The sequence below is a fragment of the Microbacterium sp. NPDC056736 genome (genome assembly GCF_042790415.1).
Taxonomy (GTDB): Bacteria; Actinomycetota; Actinomycetes; order Actinomycetales; family Microbacteriaceae; genus Microbacterium.
In genome coordinates this window covers 148,304-166,522 of the sequence record NZ_JBHTZE010000003.1, presented here as the reverse complement: position 1 = coordinate 166,522, position 18,219 = coordinate 148,304, and the positions used below count along the sequence as shown (strand labels likewise).

The window sequence follows — 18,219 nt, the reverse complement described above, 5'->3', positions numbered from 1 at the left end:
CCCTACCCGATCCCTGCGGCTTCGCACGCATCGGCGTAGGCGGGGGTGCAGATGTCGCCGACGGACCAGAAGCCGTCGGCGACGACGGTGCCCATGATGTCGTCGACGGTGACGGCGACGGGGTCGAGCAGCGTCGCCGGCGTCCCGTCGATCTCCATCGGCGCCGTCACCTCCTCGCCGTTCAGCAGCTTCACGGCGACCTCGGCGGCGAGCTCCGCCTGCGGCGCGATCGCCTTGTAGACGGTCATGTGCTGGTCGCCGGTGAGGATCCGCTGGATCGCCGAGAGCTCGGCATCCTGTCCCGTCACGATCGGGAGGGGATCGACGTCGGCGACGCGCAGCGCCGCGATCGCGCCCCCGGCCGTGGCGTCGTTGGCGGCGTAGACCCCGGTGATCGCGTCGCCGTGCTGCGCGATCTGGCCCGACACCCACTCCTGGGCCTTCTCCGGGCTCCAGCCGGGGGTGTCGTACTCGGCGAGGACGCGCAGCCCGCTCTCGTCGATGATGCTGTGCGCCCCCCGCTTGAACAGCGCGGCGTTGCTGTCGGTGGGCGAGCCGTTGACCATGAGGATGCCGCCGTCCTCGCCGCTGGCCCGCACGCCCTCGACGAACGCCTCCGCCTGCAGGACGCCGACCTTCTCGTTGTCGAACGAGATGTAGTACGCCAGGTCGCCGCCGGCCACGAGGCGGTCGTACGAGATCACCGGCACCCCCTTGGCGTTCGCCGAGGTCACGATGCTGACGGCGGCGTTCGCGTCGACCGGGTCGAGCACGAGCACGCCGGCCCCCGCGGTGAGGGCGGACTCGGCCTGCTGCTGCTGCTTCGCGGCGTCCTGGTCGGCGTTGGCGTACAGGACGCGGTAGTCGCCGAGCTCGGCGATCCGCGCCTCGAACAGCGGGCGGTCGAACGTCTCGTACCGCGCGGTCTTCGCATCGGGCAGCAGCAGGGCGACGGTGTCGTCGGAGGGGGCGCGCCCCGGCGCGGGCGACGTCGTGCACGCCGCCAGCAGCGCGGCGAGGAGGAGGAGAGCGGATGCCGCGACCGCTGCGCTGCGCCGGGTGCGGCCCTGCCGCGACCCGTGGGCGTGCATGCCGCGCATGGGTCTGCTCACGCGGTGATGGGCAGCGACGGCGCGCTCGGCAGCTGTGCGTCGACCGTGACGTGATCGAGGGCGATCGCGATCGCCCCGCGCGACTCCGCCCACTCGCCGAACGAAGCCCCGACGATCTCGGGGAGGCCGTCGGCGGACGCGAGCGCCGTGCGCTCGAGGGCATGGCGCATCGGCGCCATGAGGATCTCGCCGGCCTGGCCCAGCTCGCCGCCGATCACGATGAGCCCGGGGTCGACGAGGTTGCACAGGCTCGCCGCGGCGATGCCGATGTGGCGTCCGGCGTCGGCGATGACGCGCCGGGCGGCGCCGTCGCCGGTCTCGGCCGCCTGCAGCAGGTCGCCGAGGCGGTGCATGCCCTCGCTCGGCGGGAAGAGCGACAGCAGCGCCGGCCCGCCGGCGTACGTCTCGAGGCACCCGCGGTTGCTGCAGCGGCAGATCGGCCCGTTCTCGTCGAGCGTCACGTGCCCGATCTGCCCTGCCTTGCCGTTGACGCCCCGGAAGAGGTCGCCGTCGACGATGAGACCGGCGCTGATCGTGTGGCCGACGCGGATGAAGACGCTGGATGCGGCCGCGCGGCCGTTCCCCTCGCGCGCCTCGGCGAGTCCGCCCAGGTTGGCCTCGCTGTCGACGTAGACCGGCCGCCCGATACGCGCGGACAGGCTCTCGGCGACGTCCACGCCCTCCCAGCCGCGCAGCAGACCCGGGGTCGAGACCATGCCCGTACGCGGGTCGATCGGCGCAGGCAGCGCCAGTCCCACCGCCAGGAGGTCGGTGAGCGTGCTTCCGAGCGACTCCATCATGTCGCCCAGCAGGAGCGCCAGCCGGTCGAGCTCGGAGTCATGGCGATGGTCGAGGGGGAGCGGAAGCGACGACTGCGTCACGATGGTGCGCGCGGTGTCGGCGATCGCGATGTGAAGGTGGCGGGAGCTGTAGTGCACGCCGGCGACGAGGCCGAGGCGGCGGGCGAGGGACACCAGCGTGGCGCGGCGGCCGCTGCTGGTGGTGAAGGACGTGTGGAGCAGGCCCGACGCGGTCAGCTCCTTGACGATGTTGGAGACCGTGGCCGGAGACAGGCCGGTGCTGCCGGCGAGCTCGATCTGCGTCAGACGGCCGTGGCGCTTGAGCGACTCGACGACGCGCGCGCGGTTTGCCTCGCGCAGCGAGGTCTGCGAGCCCGGCGGGGCGTTACGGCGTGCCACAGCTTCACTGTAGCGGACCCCCGATTTCGCAGGTCGGGCGGGAATCGCCGGTGGACCTGCCGGTCAGCGGCGCCCTTCGGCGAGGCGGATGAGCACGATGTTGCCGGATTCGTCGACTTCCGCGACGTCCGTATGCGCCTTCACGAACTCCGAGAAGCTCCGGTGGCCGAGAGCCTTCTCGCTGAAGGACGGGTCGAGTCGCTTGATGAGGCTCTTGACCGCGGACGCGTGCTGCCACTCGACGTCGTCCTTGTCGCTCTCCAGGCGCAGCGCGCGCTCCAGCAGCGATCCGGCCGGGTCCGCCGCGGCCTTCCTGCTGCGACGACGCTGCGGCGCGGCATCCTTCTTGTCCTCCGGGGGTCCTGCCACACCTGGCAGGGCGTCGTACGAGTCGAACTGGTCGCACGCCGCCGCCAGCGACTTCGCCGTCGAGCCGGCGACGCCCACGCCCACGACGAACCGGCCGAGGCGCTTGCAGCGCTGGGCGAGCGGCACGTAGTCGGAGTCGCCCGCGACGATGACGACGTGGGTGAGATCCGGCAGCCGGAACATGTCTTCGACGGCGTCCACGGCGAGGCGGATGTCCGCGCCGTTCTTGGCGTAGGCCGCGGCGGGGAAGAGCTGCACCAGGTCGACCGCCCGCGCGACGAGCTGCGAGCGGTACTCCGCGTTGACCGGCGCGGACCAGTCGGCATAGGCGCGGGTGAGCACGAGGGTCCCGAACGACGTGGCGTAGTCGATGATGGCTCCGACGTCGATGGTGGCGGCGGTCAGGCGCTCGGCGATCTCGGGGTCCGAGCCGCCCGCCGAGATCTTCTGCCGATCGCGCGAGTACGAGTTCTTGCCGTGCACGCGGTCGTACCAGGACATGACGATGTTGTCGAAGTCCAGGTAGACCGCCACGCGGGCGTTCTGCAGTTCGGCCACTTCACTCCTCCCCGGGGTAGCGCACGCCGACGAGCTCGCGGATCTCGTCGAGGGTCTCCATGATCGCGACCGTCTCGTCGATCGGCAGGATGTCGGAGTCGGTGCGTCCCTCGCCGATCACGCGCTCGGCGGCGAGCGCCTGGTACTGCATCCCGCGTCCGTCGATGTCGGAGCGGTACTCCTCGCGGACCGCTCCGTCGGGTCCGACCACGCGGAACGACGTCGCGGAGTACCACACCCGGTCGATCTCGATGCGGGCCTGCGTGCCGATCACCGTGGCCGTGTTGGGACCCGCCGCACGCGATGCCGACAGCGACGTCGAGATCGCGCCCGACTCGTGCGCCATGACGGTGGCGACCTCGGTGTCGGAGCCGGCGTCGCCGAGGCGTGCCGAGGCCGCGATCGACAGCGGGGCGCCCAGGACGTCCCACGCGAACGAGATCGGGTAGATGCCGAGGTCCAGCAGCGCGCCGCCCCCGAGCTCGAGGGCGTTGATGCGGTGTGCCGGGTCGTCCGGCAGGAGCTGCGTGTGATCGGCGATGACGGCGCGCACCTCGCCGAGGGCGCCGGATGCGATGAGCTCGCGGATGCGGACCATGTGCGGGAGGTAGCGGGTCCACATCGCCTCCATCGCGAGCACGCCTCTGGCTGCGGCGGCGTCGCGGACCTCCGCGGCTTCGGCGGCGTTCAGCGTGAACGGCTTCTCCACCAGCACATGCTTGCCGGCCTCGATGGCCAGCAGCGCGTTCGCCGCGTGCATCGGATGCGGCGTCGCGACGTACACGATGTCGACGTCGGGATCGGCGACCAGGTCCTCGTACGAGCCGTGGGCGCGGGGGATGCCGAAGTCGGCGGCGAAGGCGTCGGCGGTCTGCTGCCGGCGCGACCCGACGGCGGCGACGTCCAGGCCGGCGGTGCGGAGGTCGCTCGTGAAAGCGCGGGCGATGCCGCCCGGGCCGAGGATGCCCCAGCGCAGGGACGAGGGGGAAGTCATGAACCGAGGCTATCGCCCCGTCCGCCCCCCTACTGCGTGCGGCTCTCGGCGAGCGCGGGCTGCCCCGGTGCGACGACGAGCGGGTCGAGCGCGCGGGCGAGGTCCTCCACGATGTCGCGCGGATCCTCCAGGCCGATCGACAGGCGCACCGTGGTGCTGCCGATGTGCGCCTCCGCCAGCTGGGTGGGCGTCATGTGGCTGTGGGTCATCGACGCCGGGTGCGCGACGAGACTGCGGGCATCGCCGATGTTGGCGACCAGCTTGACGACCTGGAGGCGGGCGATGACCTCCTCGACGAGGCGGAAGTCCGCCTCGTCGTCCCCCGACGAGGGGAGGTCGAACGCGAACACCGAGCTCGCGCCCCGCGGCAGGTAGGTCTGCGCGCTGCGGTGCCACGGGCTGGACTCCAGGCCGGGGTGATACACGCGCGCCACCGCCGGATGCGTCTCGAGGAACCGCGCGACGGTCAGCGCGCTCGAGGTGTGCCGCTGGACGCGCAGGTCGAGCGTCTCGATGCCCTGCAGCAGCTGGAAGGCGTTGAACGCCGAGAGCGAGGGCCCGAGGTCGTGGACGTACTTGGTCTTCACGAGCGCGATGTAGGGGGAGCCGGTGGCGCCGAACCGCTCGACGAGGCTGCCGTCCGGAACGCGGGCGTAGGTCTGCGTCAGCTGCGGCCAGCGATCGGGCTCCGCCGTGAAATCGAAGGTGCCGAGATCGACCACCACACCGCCCAGCGATGTGCCGTGGCCGCCGAGGAACTTGGTCGCGGAGTGCACGACGATGTCGGCGCCGAAGTCCTTCGCCCGCTGGAGGTAGGGCGTCGCGACCGTGTTGTCGATCACGAGGGGCACGCCGGCGCGGCGTGCGACCGCCGCGACGGCGCCCAGATCCAGGACCTGCGCGATGGGGTTCGAGATCGATTCCGCGAACAGGGCGCGCGTGGTCGGGCGGATGGCGGCCTGCCAGGCTCCGAGGTCGTCCTGGTCGACGAAGGTCACCTCGATGCCCCAGTCGGCGAACGTGTCGTTCAGAAGGTCGACCGTGCCGCCGTAGAGCTGGCGTGCGGCGACGATGTGCTCACCCTGCTTGGCCAGCGCCAGCAGCGCGACCGCGACGGCCGCCTGGCCGGAGGACACGCCCGCCGCGGCGATCCCGCCCTCGAGCTCGGCGACGCGTCGCTCGAAGACGAGGACCGTCGGGTTGGCCGCCCGGCTGTAGATGTTGCCGTCCTTGCGCAGCGCGAAGAGGTCGCGGGCCTCGCTGAGCGAGCGGAACTCGAACGCGTTGGACTGGTGGATCGAGGGCACGGCGGTGTTCTCCGCCACGCCCGGAACGAAGCCGGCCTGCACCTGGGCCGTCGCGAAGGAGCGCGGGGCGGCGTGGGGCGTGTCGGACGCGCAGACCGATTCGGGCATACAGAGCATTGTCGGGCCGCACCGCTGCCCGGCGCGCGTCGTATGTCGAACTGTTGCGGCGCCGGGCGCCGGGCGCCTGCGGTCAGGGGACGAGGACGACCTTGCCGTCGACGCCGGCCTCGACAGCGCGGTGGGCCTCGGCGGCCGCCGCGAGGGCGAAGGAGGGGCCGAGCTCGACGGAGAACGCGCCTGCGGCGAGCAGCGCGAGCGTCACCGGCACGGCCTCGATCCGCCACGCCTGCTGCTGCGCGGTGAGCGGCACGGGCGAACCGCCGGAGAAGGCGCGGATGCCGAGGCCGGGCGCATCCCGTCCGCGGACGAGTGTCGCGACGCGGTCGCGATCCGGGACCAGCCTGATCGAGGTCTGCAGGGCCTCGTCGGTGCCTGCGGCGTCGATCGCGACCGTCACACCCCGGGGAGCAGCCTCCCCGACACGGTCGGCGAGCCCGTCCCCGTAGGCGATGGGGATGCCGCCCAGCGCGCGCACGCGCTCGAACCGGCGCTCGGACGACGTGGCGATCACCGTCGCGCCCCAGAGCACCGCGTACTGGATCAGCGCCTGGCCGACGGCGCCCGAGCCGCCGTGCACGAGCAGCGTGTCGCCGGAGCCGACGCCGAGCGAGCGCAGCGTCTGGTACGCCGTGCCGACGGGGATGCCCAGCGCCGCGCCCTCGGCGGCGCTCACCTGCGGCGGTCGCCGGAAGAGGTGCCCGGCCCCGACGACGACGTCTCTCGCGTACGCGCCCGAGGCGCCGGCGAACACCACGGGGTCGCCGGCGCGGAAGCCGTCGACGCCCTCGCCCACCGCGGTGACCACGCCGGCGCCGTCACTGCCGACCCGGCGCGGCGTGGTGATGGGCGCGGACGTGCGGACGCCGCTGCGGAGCTTGACGTCGATCGGGTTGACCCCCGCCGCCGTCACCTCGACGGCGACTTCTCCCGGCCCGGGCACCGGGTCGGGTGCCTCGATCACGCGCAGGACGTCGGGGGCGCCGAACTCGGTGTAAGCGATCGCGGTGGTCATGTCGTGCAGAGCTCCTGTCTCGCGGCGGTCGTCGGCGTCGTCGGGACTCCCAGCCTGTCAAATGTGCGGGCGACTCGGTCGCTCAGCCGCGCAGCGCCTTCTGGATCCGCTGCAGCGACACCGGCTCCGCCGTTCCCAGCGTCTGCGCGAAGAGGCTGACGCGGTACTCCTCGAGCAGCCAGCGCGCGTTCACGAGGGAGGGCGGCGCGTCCTCTGCCGGCGGGATCGTGCCCCCCGCGTCGGCGAACAGCGCGGCCGCGCGCTCGAACTCGGTCATGCGCTGGCGGTCGCGGCCGGGGTTGTCGGACAGCGCGCGCACCCGGTCCCGCGCGCCGCGCAGGTAGCGGGGGACGTGGGCGAGCCGGTCGGTCCCCGTCCGGGCGGCGAAGCCCGGGAACACGAGCCCGGCGAGCTGACCCTTCACGTCGCCCAGCGCCCCCAGCAGCGTCAGCGAGTTCGCGTCGCGCATCGTCCGCTCCACCTCGCGGGCCGCGGTGAGGATGCGCGCGGCGAGGGACACCGTCTGGAACAGCTCGTCGACGACGACGGCCGACAGCGCGTCGCGCACCTCCTCGAACCGTGCCCGGGTGCGCACCGTGCCGTCGTGCGCCGTCCGGGCGATCACCGCGTCGGCCACGGCCACCCGGCAGTCCTCGATGAGCGCCTTGGCGGACGGGTACGGAGATGCCGCGAGCGCGAGCTTCTCCGCGGAGGTGAGGTGCTCGAGCACGTACGCCGCCGGCGAGGCGACCGACAGCAGCACCAGCCGGCGCACGCCGTGCCGCGTCGCCCGTGCTGCCGCTTCCGGGGTCGCCTCGATCCGGAGCGCGACCGTCGGTCCCTCGTCGACGATGGCGGGGTACCCGCGCACGACGCCGCCGGCCACTCTGGTGTCGACCACGTCGGGGAGGTCTCCGAAGCTCCACTCGGTCAGGCCCGCGCGCTCGGCGAAGCCCGGCGAGGCCTGCGCACCGGCCGCGCCGTTTGCCGCGCCCGGGCCGGCCGCGCCGGGGGCTGCAGCGGCCATCGACGCCGCGGGGCCCGGTCTGGTCGACGCGGCCCGGGCGGTGAGCGACTTCGAGACGGACGCGCGGACCCGGTCCGACAGGCGCTCCTGCAGCGACCGGAGGTCGCGGTCCGAGCCCACGGTGCGTCCGCGCTCGTCGACCGCGCGGAACGAGACCTGCAGATGCGCCGGGACGCGGTCGAGCTCGAAGTCCTCCGCGGTGACGGGCTGGTTCGCGACCCGCTGGATGCGGGCGGCGAGCGCCTGGCGCAGCGGCAGCGGCGGCAAGCCGTCGTGCGCCTCGGGGCCCTGCCCCGCCAGATCCGCGGCGAACGTCGCCGCCCAGTCGGCGGCGGGCACGACGTGCCGGCGGATGGCCTTGGGAAGCGACCGCAGCAGCGCGGTGATGAGCTCGTCCCGCATGCCGGGCACCTGCCAGTCGAACCCGTCCGGTCGCAGCTGTGCGAGCAGCGCGAGCGGCACCACGGCCGTGACGCCGTCGTCGGGTGCGCCGGGCTCGAAGCGGTAGGCCAGCGAGATCACCTGGTCGCCCTGCGTCCAGCGCGCAGGGAAGTCGCGTTCGTCGCCACGCGAGCCCTCGTCGACGAGGTCGGCCTCGGTCATGTCCAGAAGCCGCGGCGTGCGGGCCGACGCCTCCTTCCACCACGCCTCGAACGACCGGGCGTCGAACACGTCGCGCGGGATCCGTGCGTCGTAGAACCGGAACACCTCCTCGTCGCCGACCAGGATGTCGCGGCGGCGCTCGCGCTCCTCGATCTTCTCGAGGCGGCGCCGCAGCTCGAGATTGCGTCGTTCGAAGGCGGTCAGCCGCTTGTCGAGGTGCGACGAGTCCCACTCGCCCTCGACGAGCGCGTGCCGCACGAACAGCTCGCGCGCGAAGGGGCGGTCGAACCGGGCCAGCTGCACCCGGCGCTTCGGAATGATCTCGAGGCCGAAAAGCGTGACCTTCTCGTAGGCGGATGCCGCTCCCGACGCCTTCGACCAGTGCGGCTCGCTGAGCGAGCGCTTCGCCAGATCGCCCGCGAGCGGCTCGGCCCACGCGGGATCGATCGCGGCGACGGTGCGCGCGAAGAGGCGGCTGGTCTCGACGACCTCGGCGGCCATCACGGCGCTCGGCCGCTTCTTCTTCAGCCCGGAGCCGGGGAAGATCGCGAAGCGCGTGCCGCGCGAGCCGACGTACTCGGCGCCGCGCCGCTGCTCGGCGCGGTCGGAGCGCTCCGACCCGCCCCGTCCACGGGCGGAGGCGCCGGCGGTGCGCTCGTCGAGGATGCCGAGCTGCGACAGCAGACCCGACAGGATCGCCTTGTGGATCTCGTCGGGGTCGGCGACCGCACCGCCCGCACCCGCGCGGGTCGACGCGCGTGGCGCGTTCACGAGCGCGCTCAGCTGACGATGGACGTCGGCCCATTCGCGCACGCGCACGTAGTTCAGGTGCTCGGCACGGCACAGGCGCCGGAAGGCGCTGGAGCCGAGCTCGGCCTGCTTCTCCTGCAGGTGGTTCCAGAGGTTCAGCAGGCTCAGGAAGTCGCTCGACGGGTCGGTGAACCGGGCGTGGAGCCGGTCGGCCTCCTCGCGCCGCTCCTCCGGCCGCTCGCGGACGTCCTGGATCGACAGGCCCGCGACGATCGCCAGCACGTCGCGCAGCACGCCGCTGCGGCGCGCCTCGACGAGCATGCGTGCGAAGCGCGGGTCGATGGGCAGACGCGAGATCTCGCGGCCCATGTCGGTGAGAGCGGGGTGGTCGCGTCCGGCGCCGGAGCCGGAGGGGCGGACCGCGCCGAGCTCGATCAGCAGGTCGAGCGCGGCCTTCACACCGCGGGAGTCGGGGGGTGTGAGGAACGGGAACGACGAGATGTCGCCGAAGCCGAGCGAGAGCATCTGCAGGATGACCGATGCCAGGCTGGTCCGCAGGATCTCGGGCTCGGTGAACTCCGGCCGCGTCTGGAAGTCGTCCTCGCCGTACAGGCGGATCGCCACGCCGGGGCTGGTGCGCCCGGCGCGACCCGAGCGCTGTTGCGCGGACGCCTGCGACACCGGCTCGATCGGCAGGCGCTGCACCTTGCTGCGGTTGCTGTAGCGCGAGATGCGCGCCGTGCCGGTGTCGACGACGTACCGGATGCCGGGCACGGTGAGGCTGGTCTCGGCGACGTTCGTGGCGAGGATCACCCGCCGGCGGACCCCCGCCAGCCGCGACGGCTCGAACACGCGATGCTGCTCCGCTGAGGACAGGCGCCCGTAGAGCGGGAGCACCTCGGTGGGAGCGGCATCCTTCGCGTACATGCCGCGCACCGCGTCGGCGGCGTCGCGGATCTCGGCTTCGCCGGGCAGGAACACCAGCACGTCGCCGGCGGGCTCGCGGTCGAGCTCGCGCAGGGCCGAGGTGATGCCGTCCACGTCGTCGGAGTCCTCGTCGCCGGACTGCGCCGGCGGACGGTAGCGCACCTCGACGGGGTACGTGCGACCGGACACCTCGATGATCGGCGCGGGCGTGCCGTCGGCGCGGGCGAAGTGCTTCGCGAAGCTCTCGGGGTCGATCGTGGCGCTGGTGATGACGACCTTGAGGTCGGGCCGCCTGGGCAGGATGCGGTGGAGGTACCCCAGGAGGAAGTCGACGTTGAGCGAGCGCTCGTGCGCCTCGTCGACGATGATCATGTCGTACCGTCGCAGCAGCCGGTCACGGTGGATCTCGTTGAGGAGGATGCCGTCGGTGAGGAGCGCGATCCGGGTGTCCTCCGACACCTTGTCGGTGAAGCGCACCTTGTAGCCGACGGTCGTGCCGAGCGGGACCCGCAGCTCCTCGGCGATGCGCTCGGCGATCGTGCGCGCGGCGATGCGGCGCGGCTGGGTGTGCGCGATGCGCGTGCGACCGAGCTCCAGCGCGATCTTCGGCAGCTGCGTCGTCTTGCCCGAGCCCGTCGCGCCGGCGACGATCACGACCTGGTGATCCCGGATGGCGTGCGCGATCTCCTCCCGCGCCGCACTGACGGGCAGCTCGGGGGGATACGAGATGACGGGCTCGGGCGCAGACATAGCCTTCGATCGTATCCCGTCGCAGCCGCTGACGGCGATGCGTGGAGCCTCCCCGGCCGCGCCCGCGCGGACGCGCCTAGGCTGAACGCATGACAGTCCCCAGCGTGACCCTCAACGACGGCAACTCGATCCCTCAGCTCGGCTACGGCGTCTTCAAGGTCCCGCCCGCCGACACCGAGCGGGCCGTCGCCGAGGCGCTCGAGGTCGGCTACCGCCACATCGACACGGCCGCCATCTACGGCAACGAGGAAGGCGTCGGGAAGGCGATCGCGGCGAGCGGGATCGGCCGCGACGAGCTCTTCATCACCACCAAGCTGTGGAATGACCGGCACCACGACGACGAGCCGCACGCCGCCATCCGCGAGAGCCTCGGCAAGCTCGGCCTCGAGAAGGTCGACCTCTACCTCGTGCACTGGCCGACGCCCGCCAAGGACGACTACGTGCACGCCTGGGAGAAGATGGTCGAGCTCCGCGACGCCGGCCTCACCCGCAGCATCGGCGTCTCCAACCACCTGGTCCCGCACCTCGAGCGGATCGTCGCCGCCACGGGGGTCGTGCCCGCCGTGAACCAGATCGAGCTGCACCCCGCGTACCAGCAGCGCGAGATCACCGACTGGGCCGCGGCGCACGACGTGCGGATCGAGTCGTGGGGTCCGCTCGGCCAGGGCAAGTACGACCTGTTCGACGCGGAGCCCGTCGCCGCCGCGGCCGCCGCGCACGCGAAGACGCCCGCGCAGGCGGTGCTGCGCTGGCACCTGCAGAAGGGCTTCATCGTCTTCCCGAAGTCGGTGCGCCGGGAGCGCCTCGAGGAGAACCTCGACGTCTTCGACTTCGAGCTCACCGCCGATGAGGTCGCCGCGATCGACGCCATGGACCCGGGCGACGGCTCGGGCCGCGTCAGCGCGCATCCCGACGAGGTGAACTGACCACGAGCGCCGAGGGAGCGGATGCCGTGAACCCGCGTCTCGCGGAGGCCACCAGCCCCTACCTGCGTGCCCACGCCGGCAACCCCGTCGCGTGGTTCCCGTGGGGCGAGGAGGCGTTCGCCGAGGCGCGCCGACGCGACGTCCCGGTCATGGTGTCGATCGGATACTCGACCTGTCACTGGTGCCACGTCATGGCTCGCGAGTCGTTCGAGGACGACCGCACCGCCGCCGAGCTCGACGCCGGGTTCGTGTCGATCAAGGTCGACCGCGAGGAGCACCCGGAGGTGGACGCGGCGTACATGGCCGCCGCTGCCGCGTTCGCCCAGAGCCTCGGCTGGCCGCTCACGGTCTTCGCCACGCCCGAGGGGCGCCCCTTCTACGCCGGCACCTACTTCCCGCCCGAGCCCCGCGCGGGCATGCCGTCGTTCCGCCAGGTGCTCGCCGCGGTGCGCGAGGCCTGGACCGAGCGCCGCGATCAGATCGATGCGACCGCAGACGCCGTCGCCGACGCGCTCGCCGACGTCCGCGCCGCGGCGCCCGCCGGTGACGTCGAGCTGCCGACGGCGGACGAGCTGGCGGCGGCCGCGGTGGCACTGGCGGCGCGGGAGGACCCTCGGCATGGCGGGTTCGGCGATCCCGCCGCGCCCGCCCCGAAGTTCCCGGTCGCGACGGCGCTGCGGTTCCTGCAGTCCATCCTCGTGCGCGACAGGGCGCCCGAGGCGTCCGCCGTCGCCGACCGGGCGCTGGAGGCGATGGCGTCCTCCGAGCTGCGCGACCGGGTCGAGGGCGGGTTCTTCCGCTACGCCACCCGTCCGGACTGGACGGTGCCGCACTACGAGCGCATGCTGACCGACAACGCACAGCTGCTCGACGTCGCGATGGACGCGGCACCCGCCCGCCAGGACGTCGCGCGCGGCGTCGCCGGCTTCCTCACCGAGGTCCTGCAGCAGCCCGGCGGCGGCTTCGGCGCCGCGCAGGACTCGGAGTCGTGGATCGCCGGCGTGCGCAGCGAGGGCGGCTACTACCTCCGCGACGCGACCGCGCGCGAGCTGCTCGAGGCGCCCGCCGTCGACGGCAAGGTGGTGACCGGGTGGAACGGCCTCGCGATCGGCGCACTGGCCCGCGCCGGCGCCCGGCTGGGCGAGCCGTCGTGGATCGAGGCGGCGCGGTGGGCCGCCGACGCCGTGCTCGAGGTGAACATCGATGCCGAGGGGCGGCTCGTGAGGGCCTCGCTGGACGAGGTGCCCTCCCGCGCCCGCGCGACCCTCGCCGACCACGGCCAGCTGGCGTCCGGGCTCCTCGCGCTCGCCGCGGCGACCGGCGAGGTCGCCTACGCCGTGACCGCGCGGGCGCTCGTCGACGCCTGTGCCGCCGCCGCCGAAGACGACGGCGGCGCCGCCGTCGTGCCCGGCGGCGGGGACCCGCTGCTGTCGCGGCAGGGGATCGGCGCGCCCGACACCGCCTCCGACGCCGACGAGCCGTCGGGCGCGGCATCCCTCGCCGAGGCGGCCGCCGCCCTGTGGATCCTGGGGGCCGGCGACGACTACCGCGTCCTCGCCGGGCGGCTCGTCGGCACCCACATCCGAGCCGCGCTCTCGCAGCCGCTCGCGTACGGCGGCCTCCTGCGGGTGGCCACGACCCTGGCCGCCGCGCCGCGGCAGGTGGTCGTCGTGAGCGCAGACCCCGATGCACCGATGGCGGGCCGGGCACGCGGCATCCGTGCCGACGCCGTGGTGGTCGTCTCGCCCGAGCAGGCGGCGGCGTGGGCGGATGCCGGCTTCGGGCTCTTCGCCGACAAGGCGATGCGCGACGGTCGTCCGACGGCGTACGACTGCCGCGACTTCGCGTGCCGGCTGCCGGTCACCGACCCCGCGCAGCTCGACGCCTGAGGGGCCGCGTCAGACCCAGCTCGGCAGCCACATGTGCAGGTGCCAGAAGTCGTAGGGCACGTTCATCGCCGAGATGATCGGGTACCAGAACGCGGCCAGCGCCAGCGCGACGCCGAGGAAGACGAGCACGAAACGCTGACCGGTGAGTCGCCGGTAGGAGTCCGCCGAGTGCGCGCCGGCGATGTCCCTCAGGGCGAAGGTCACCGCGAGGAGCAGGAACGGCAGGATCGCCACGGTGTAGAACTGGAACACCGTGCGGTCGGGGAGGAAGAGCCACGGCACGTAGGTCACCGCGACGCCGGTCAGGACGATCGCGTGGCGCCAGTCGCGGGCCACGACGAACCGGTAGGCGAGGTAGAGGACAGCGGCGACGCCGGCGTACCAGACCAGCGGGTTCGGCATCGACGAGATCACCTCGGAGCAGCCGTTCGCCGCCTGGCAGCCGTCGACGCCGAACGCGTCCTGGCGGTAGTAGATCCCGGTGGGACGCAGCAGGAGCGGCCACTGCCACGCGGGACTCGCGTAGGCGTGGTGCGCGACGATCCCCGACGTCGACTCGTACATCGCGACGTGGTACCGCCACAGGCTCTCCAGCGCCGTGCCGCCGGACTTGCGGTCGTAGCCGCTGTCGGTCACCAGCCAGCCGGTCCAGGACGCCACGTAGACGACCACCGCGACCGGGACGAACAGGAGGAACGTGACCAGACCCTGGCGCACGGCATCCGTCGGCCACAGCAGCACGCCGGCACGGCGCCGCGCGAGCGCGTCGGTCACGACGAGGTAGATCCCGAGCCCCGCGAGGACCCACGCCCCCGACCACTTGACGGCGCTGGCGGCGCCGATGGCCGCGCCCGCCGCGACGATCCAGGGCCGGTTCCACAGCAGCGGGCCCCACGACGGCGGCTCGTCGCCGTCGTACCGCGCCGCGACGGTCTCCGCGATGCGGCCCATCGTCCGCTCGCGGTCGATCAGGACGAACAGGAACCCCAGCAGCACGAAGAACGTCAGCGGCGTGTCCAGGAGCGCGACGCGGCTCATCGAGATCGCAAGTCCGTCCACCGCCATGAGCAGGCCCGCGACGACGGCGAACGTGGTCGAGCGCGTGAGCCGCTTCGCGATCAGCATCAGCACCAGGACGGCTGCCGTGCCCAGCAGCGCGACGGTGATCCGCCACCCCCAGCCGGACCCGGGGCCGAGCGCCATCATGCCGAGCGCGATGATCCACTTTCCCAGCGGCGGGTGCACGACGAACGACGGCTCGTCGGTGAAGGCGTCGACATCGCCCGACAGGAATCGGTCGTTGGCGTCGGCCGGCCACGAGCCCTCGTAGCCCAGGTTCAGCAGGGTCCAGGCGTCCTTGACGTAGTACGTCTCGTCGAACTGGTTCATCAGGTCGTGCGCGGCGGCGAGATTCCACAGGCGCAGGACGGCGGCGATGAGGAGGACGATCGCGGGGCCCAGCCAGGCGTAGAGGCGGGCCGCCCGTGGGTCCTCGCCGAGGCGGCGGGTGAACCGGTCGTAGAGGCTCGGCCGGGCCGGGGGGAGGAGCGGCGCGGCGGTCTCGTCGGTCTCGAGCCGCGGGGCATCCGTCACCCGGTCAAGTCTAGGCTGAGGGCGTGATCATCCTCGCGGCGACCCCGATCGGAAACCTCGGGGACGCCTCCCGCCGGCTGGTCGAGGCGCTGGAGAGCGCCACGGTCGTCGCCGCTGAGGACACCCGCACCACGCAGCGCCTGCTCGCCGCGCTCGGCGTCGGCAACCGCCCGCGCCTGATCGCCCTGCACGACCACAACGAGAAGGAGCGGGCGCCCGAGCTCGTCGCCCTCGCCCGCGACGGGGACGTGCTCGTCCTGAGCGACGCCGGCATGCCGACGGTGAGCGATCCCGGCTACGGGCTCGTCGCCGCGGCCGCCGCGGCGGGCGTGCAGGTCACGGCGATCCCCGGCCCGAGCGCCGTCCTGACCGCGCTCGCCGTGTCGGGCCTGCCGACAGACAGATTCACATTCGAGGGATTCGTCGGGCGCAAGCAGGGCGAGCGACTCGCGGCCTTCCGTGCCCTCGCCGGCGAACCTCGCACGATGGTGTTCTTCGAGGCGCCGTCGCGCGTGGCCGCGACCCTGGCCGACATGGCCGCCGAGTTCGGAGCGGATCGGCGGGCGGCCGTGTGCCGCGAGCTGACGAAGCTGCACGAGGAAGTCGCGCGGGGGACCCTCTCCCAGCTCGTCGAGTGGGCCGACGGCGGCGTGCGCGGCGAGGTGGTCATCGTGGTGGCGGGGGCCGCCGCGCGCGCCGTCGCCTTCCCGGATGCGGTCGCCCAAGTGGTCGCCCTCGTCGCCGGCGGCGTGCGGCGCAAGGACGCCGCGGCCGAAGTGTCCCAGGTGACGGGACACTCCAGCCGCGAGCTCTATCAGGCGTCTCTGTCCTCGCGGGACTGAGCGCCGCCGGTGGGCGGTCCCTACCGCTTGACCTTCTTCAGGCGGTGGATCGCCTTGTCGACCTGCTTCGTGGCGGCCTTCACATCCGCAGCGGTCGCCTTCGATCCGGCGAGGACGACCTCGCCGACGGCGATCGCGTCGTCGAGGACGGCGAGCGAGTCGACCGAGTAGCGGTCGCGGTCGACGGATGCCGCATCGGCGAGGGCCTGCTCGAGCGTCGTCGTGTCGGGCTGCGACCCGCCGCCCACCGATGCCGCGTCGACGAGTCGCACCTCGTCCAGAACGCCCCACGCTCCGGCCGACAGCGAGAACTCGGCCGAGATCGAGACGACGCCGTCCTCTCCCACCACGATGCCGGGCACCGTCGCCGTGTGGAAGTCGTTCCACACGGTGAACTCCAGCGGCGCGGTCCAGGTGCCCGCCGAGGTCGTCGCCTCGAGCGTCCGGGTGTCGGTGGCGGGGCTGTTGGTGCCCTGCGTCGTCGCCTGCAGCACGTACGTTCCGGCGGGCACGCCGGTGACGGTCTGCGACGCCGACGTCTCGTACGCCGACCCGTTCCAGAAGGTGACGGCGTAGTCGCCCGCGAAGCCGTCGGCCGTCTCCTGCCTGGCCGCCGGTCCGGTGAGCGTCCACGCGCTCATGTCGGCGCTCTCGAAGCCGGGGTTCACGACGAGGTTCGGCGCCTCGACCGTGACGTCCGCGGTCACGTCGAGCCCGGAGTCCGTCCTCCCGGGGATCGAGTACGTGCCGGGTCCGCGGATCCACGCGACGGCGTCGCTCCAGTGCACCGCGTGCTGCTCGGTGGTGCGGTCGTTGTAGGCGACCTCGACGGTGTCGGGCAGCGCGATCGGGGCGCCGTCGACGACGAGGAGCGACACCTCCTCGACCGACACGATCTCGCGCGGCGCGACGGCGCCGGTCCGCACGTAGGAGAAGGTGCGCAGCGACTCGAGCGGCGTGCCGTCCCACGCGAAGAGGGCCTGGTTGTCCCACGCCGAACCGCCGTAGTACTCGCCGACGTGGACGGGATCGTAGTCGCCGGCCGCGCTCGTCGCCCAGCCCGAGCCGAACTGCTCCCAGAGCTGTCGGTTCGCCTCGACCTCGGACGGCGGCCCGACCGGAAGCCACGCGGGCTCCCAGTAGTAGACGCCGATGCCGGCATCGCCGACCGCGGCGACCGCGGCGATCACGTCGCGCAGCTCCCACGCCTGCCCCTGCACGCTCACCGGGTACTGGCCGGTGATGCCGCCCGCCCCGATGACGTTCGGGTAGCCGTCGCCGTCCTCGAGCGTGTGCGCCCAGCTCGTCTCGGCGACGATGACCTGCTTGCCGTAGGTCGTGGCGACCTCCGTCAGCACGGCCGTGAGGTTGTCGATCGCGCCGTGCCAGTACGGGTAGTAGGAGCTCGCGAAGACGTCGTAGTCGACGTCGAAGGCGTCGAGCCCCGCGGCATAGGTCGCGTAGCGGCCAGGCGTCTCGGGGTTCGTGAAGTGCACGGCGACGAGGGCGTCGGGAAGCACCTCGCGCACGGCGGCGCTGCCCGCCGAGACGAGCGCCGCGAACTGCGCGTCGATCTCGCGCCCCGGACGCGTGTGCCCCGCGATGGCGTTGTTGGTCTCGTTGCCGACCTGCACCATCCGCACATCCACGCCCGCGTCCTCGAAGCGCTGCAGCGCATCGGCGGTGAAGTCGTGCAGCGCGGTGACCGTGTCGGCGTCGCTGAGCCCCTGCCACGCCTTCGGCGCCAGCTGGCGGGCGGGGTCGGCCCAGAAGTCGGAGTAGTGGAAGTCGACGAGCACGTCCAGGCCGGCGGCGGTCGCGCGCTGCCCGATCCGGACGGCCCGGTCCACGTCCACCGTGCCGCCGCCGTAGCCGCGGCCCGACGCGTCGTACGGGTCGTTCCAGACGCGGATGCGCACCGAGTTCACGCCGTTGTCGGCGAGCACCGCGAACAGGTCGGCCGGGTCACCGGCGGCGTCGCGGAACACCACGCCGCTCTCCTCGAGCGACAGCACGGTCGACACGTCGACCCCCATCGCGAAGTCCTCGGCGAGGCCGTCGACCCTGTCGACGAAGACGCCGGCGTCGACCGGCCCGTCATCGACCGTTGCCGCCGAGGCGGTGGGCACGGCGAGCGCACCCGCGCAGACGACGGCGACGGATGCCGCGACCGCGCTGAGCACGGTCCGGATGCGGCGGGGGCGGGAGGGGTGGGACATGCGATTCTCCGATCGACGGTGA

12 protein-coding genes are annotated in these 18,219 nt (G+C 72.9%); 3 read left to right on the top strand and 9 right to left on the bottom strand.

The window, feature by feature from the left end; translation table 11 throughout:
- Positions 1 to 2: 2 nt before the first annotated feature.
- From ACFRAL_RS08180 to hrpA, 7 genes are all read right to left on the bottom strand, one after another.
- Positions 3 to 1,112 (bottom strand): substrate-binding domain-containing protein, encoded by a 1,110-nt coding sequence (locus ACFRAL_RS08180; protein ID WP_378881584.1) that lies wholly within the window; start codon positions 1,110 to 1,112, stop codon positions 3 to 5.
- On the bottom strand, positions 1,109 to 2,311 hold the full coding sequence (locus tag ACFRAL_RS08175) for an ROK family transcriptional regulator (RefSeq protein ID WP_336396514.1): 1,203 nt from the start codon (positions 2,309 to 2,311) through the stop codon (positions 1,109 to 1,111). The genes ACFRAL_RS08180 and ACFRAL_RS08175 overlap by 4 nt, the downstream gene beginning before the upstream one ends.
- A gap of 63 nt (positions 2,312 to 2,374) precedes the next feature.
- Entirely contained in the window at positions 2,375 to 3,238 is an 864-nt protein-coding gene (locus ACFRAL_RS08170) for an NYN domain-containing protein (protein WP_336396513.1), read from the bottom strand.
- A gap of 1 nt (position 3,239) precedes the next feature.
- A complete protein-coding gene (locus tag ACFRAL_RS08165) occupies positions 3,240 to 4,232 on the bottom strand; it encodes a Gfo/Idh/MocA family oxidoreductase (RefSeq protein ID WP_336396512.1) in 993 nt (330 codons plus the stop codon).
- A gap of 29 nt (positions 4,233 to 4,261) precedes the next feature.
- Positions 4,262 to 5,647: an O-acetylhomoserine aminocarboxypropyltransferase/cysteine synthase family protein gene (locus ACFRAL_RS08160; RefSeq protein ID WP_378881581.1), complete on the bottom strand. Its 1,386-nt coding sequence runs from the start codon at positions 5,645 to 5,647 to the stop codon at positions 4,262 to 4,264.
- Positions 5,648 to 5,729: 82 nt separating this feature from the next.
- Positions 5,730 to 6,671 carry a zinc-binding alcohol dehydrogenase family protein gene (locus tag ACFRAL_RS08155; RefSeq protein ID WP_378881578.1) on the bottom strand — a complete coding sequence of 314 codons (942 nt, stop codon included), beginning with the start codon at positions 6,669 to 6,671 and terminating at the stop codon, positions 5,730 to 5,732.
- A gap of 82 nt (positions 6,672 to 6,753) precedes the next feature.
- Positions 6,754 to 10,728 (bottom strand): ATP-dependent RNA helicase HrpA, encoded by a 3,975-nt coding sequence (hrpA, locus tag ACFRAL_RS08150; RefSeq protein ID WP_378881575.1) that lies wholly within the window; start codon positions 10,726 to 10,728, stop codon positions 6,754 to 6,756.
- An 89-nt stretch (positions 10,729 to 10,817) separates the two neighbouring features.
- Between hrpA and ACFRAL_RS08145 the strand changes: the two genes are divergently transcribed.
- Positions 10,818 to 11,654 carry an aldo/keto reductase gene (locus ACFRAL_RS08145; protein ID WP_336396508.1) on the top strand — a complete coding sequence of 279 codons (837 nt, stop codon included), beginning with the start codon at positions 10,818 to 10,820 and terminating at the stop codon, positions 11,652 to 11,654.
- 26 nt (positions 11,655 to 11,680) lie between these two features.
- Entirely contained in the window at positions 11,681 to 13,543 is a 1,863-nt protein-coding gene (locus ACFRAL_RS08140; protein ID WP_378881571.1) for a thioredoxin domain-containing protein, read from the top strand.
- 9 nt (positions 13,544 to 13,552) lie between these two features.
- On the opposite strand, the gene ACFRAL_RS08135 is transcribed toward ACFRAL_RS08140, so the two are convergent.
- Positions 13,553 to 15,136 (bottom strand): dolichyl-phosphate-mannose--protein mannosyltransferase, encoded by a 1,584-nt coding sequence (locus ACFRAL_RS08135; RefSeq protein ID WP_378881568.1) that lies wholly within the window; start codon positions 15,134 to 15,136, stop codon positions 13,553 to 13,555.
- Between the two features lie 23 nt (positions 15,137 to 15,159).
- Here ACFRAL_RS08135 and rsmI point away from each other — a divergent pair, with 23 nt between their 5' ends.
- Complete coding sequence (gene rsmI, locus ACFRAL_RS08130) at positions 15,160 to 15,978, top strand: 16S rRNA (cytidine(1402)-2'-O)-methyltransferase (RefSeq protein WP_378881565.1); 819 nt, start codon at positions 15,160 to 15,162, stop codon at positions 15,976 to 15,978.
- 20 nt (positions 15,979 to 15,998) lie between these two features.
- On the opposite strand, the gene ACFRAL_RS08125 is transcribed toward rsmI, so the two are convergent.
- Entirely contained in the window at positions 15,999 to 18,197 is a 2,199-nt protein-coding gene (locus tag ACFRAL_RS08125; protein ID WP_378881562.1) for a glycosyl hydrolase 53 family protein, read from the bottom strand.
- Positions 18,198 to 18,219 lie beyond the last annotated feature (22 nt).

Bases quoted from the DNA above. Each gene is read 5' to 3' on its own strand.
- ACFRAL_RS08165 (WP_336396512.1), bottom strand. From the start codon at position 4,232: ATGACTTCCCCCTCGTCCCTGCGCTGGGGCATCCTCGGCCCGGGCGGC.
- ACFRAL_RS08160 (WP_378881581.1), bottom strand. From the start codon at position 5,647: ATGCCCGAATCGGTCTGCGCGTCCGACACGCCCCACGCCGCCCCGCGC.
- ACFRAL_RS08155 (WP_378881578.1), bottom strand. From the start codon at position 6,671: ATGACCACCGCGATCGCTTACACCGAGTTCGGCGCCCCCGACGTCCTG.
- hrpA (WP_378881575.1), bottom strand. From the start codon at position 10,728: ATGTCTGCGCCCGAGCCCGTCATCTCGTATCCCCCCGAGCTGCCCGTC.
- ACFRAL_RS08145 (WP_336396508.1), top strand. From the start codon at position 10,818: ATGACAGTCCCCAGCGTGACCCTCAACGACGGCAACTCGATCCCTCAG.
- ACFRAL_RS08125 (WP_378881562.1), bottom strand. From the start codon at position 18,197: ATGTCCCACCCCTCCCGCCCCCGCCGCATCCGGACCGTGCTCAGCGCG.